We start from the raw sequence: 1,509 nt of genomic DNA, 5'->3' as shown, positions 1-1,509 counted from the left end.
TCGACCTCGGGCGCATCCCGCAGGACGTCTACGCGGTCGGCGCGGAGAAGGACCACATCGTGCCCTGGGATGCCGCGTGGCGGGTCACCCAGCTGCTCGAAGGGGCCAAGGTGCGTTACGTGCTGGCGTCCAGCGGGCACATCGCCGGCATCATCAACCCGCCCGGCGGCAAAGGCGCCTACTGGATCAACGACACCGGAACTCCCGGCGCAACCGCCCAGGTGTGGCGCGAGACGTCCACCGCGCACAGCGGCAGCTGGTGGACGGACTGGACGGCGTGGCTGTCCAAGCGGTCGGGGAAAAAGGGAAAGCCGCCGACGCTGGGCAGCGCGGCGCACCCTCCGCTCGCCGACGCGCCCGGCGCCTACGTGCTGGAAAAGTGATCCTGCGCCGCCCAAAAGGCTTCAGGACCACAACCGCTTTATCGTCCAAACGAAGAGGATCGCCACCAGCGCCAGCACCACCCAGAGGCTGGTGGTACCCATGCCAGGAGGTTGCCTGGCGTTCCCGTCGAACGACATGGCGGAGCCACCTTCGGGCAGCAGCGTCACCAAGCGATCCGCGACCGTGCCGGCATCCGGAGTCCCGGATTGCTGTGCGGGAAGCCGACGAAGGATGATGGCAAGCGCCGATGCCGCGGCGTCCCTCGGCAACGCCGCCAAGCGGGCCGCCTCGGCCCAGGGATCGATGTCGAGCCGCGCCAGTGCGGAGAGGACACTGAGCGGGGTTCCGTTCTTCTCCTCCCAGAGCGGAGCGGACAGGAATTCGTTCAGATCGGATTGGTGCAGGGTGTATTCGGCGCGCAACGGCATGTCATCCTCCCGTAAATTCGCGTGGGCAATTATTATGTATGGTGATTATCTGAAAAATCATCGGCGCCATTTCAAAAAACAATGGTTGCAAAATATTGTATGAATATAATGGAATGAACTCGCGTCCTATTAAATGTCTTGCTCTTTGGTTTCGTGGTGGCTGGTTTTGTAAATTTTTCTGCCGGCCGTGCGAGAGAAGATTGTCAAACGGGCGGCGGGGCCTCGTCGCGATGCTGGCGCAGTTCCGGCGCCCCCCGCGAGGGCTCGCCGTGTCGCCGCTCGTAGACGCCACCCTCGCCCGCGACCCGGACCCCCTGGACCACCCGCTGCGTCCTGTCGTCCGAGGTGCCGAGGCTGCGCAGAGCATAGTCCATCAGCCCGAAGGCGAGTTCGCGCTCCCCCATGATTGCCACGCCCACGCCCTGCCGCTCCAGATGGGCAACCTCGGCCTCGCTGTGGGTCCGCACCGCCGTGTCGATGCCGGGGTTGATCCGGCGCGCAAGATCGAGAACGCGACGCGTCTGGTAGCCCTCGGGCGTGGCGACCACGATCAGCCGTGCCCGCCGGATGCCGGCGGCTTCCAGAACGCCCGGCGTCGTTGCATCCCCGTAGACCGCCGGCACGCCGCGTTCACGCAACGCCTCGATCCGTCGGCGGTTCTGGTCGATGACCACGATGGGCAAATTCTGGCTCTTCA

At 65.1% G+C, this 1,509-nt stretch carries 2 protein-coding genes and 1 pseudogene; 1 reads left to right on the top strand and 2 read right to left on the bottom strand.

Annotated features, from left to right (window positions below; all coding sequences use genetic code 11):
• Nucleotides 1–383 (top strand): annotated as a pseudogene (locus TSO221_RS35620) (class I poly(R)-hydroxyalkanoic acid synthase); the annotation flags it as partial.
• Between the two features lie 21 nt (nucleotides 384–404).
• Here the strand turns inward: TSO221_RS35620 and TSO221_RS24625 are convergent.
• Nucleotides 405–812 (bottom strand): hypothetical protein, encoded by a 408-nt coding sequence (locus TSO221_RS24625; RefSeq protein ID WP_109121166.1) that lies wholly within the window; start codon nucleotides 810–812, stop codon nucleotides 405–407.
• A gap of 203 nt (nucleotides 813–1,015) precedes the next feature.
• On the bottom strand, nucleotides 1,016–1,509 hold a 494-nt coding region (locus TSO221_RS24620), incomplete at its 5' end, for an NAD(P)-binding protein (protein WP_199229612.1).

Source organism: Azospirillum sp. TSO22-1, from assembly GCF_003116015.1.
Classification (GTDB): Bacteria; Pseudomonadota; Alphaproteobacteria; order Azospirillales; family Azospirillaceae; genus Azospirillum.
The sequence above is the reverse complement of the archived record's forward strand: the minus strand, read 5'-3'. Positions and strand labels throughout refer to the sequence as shown.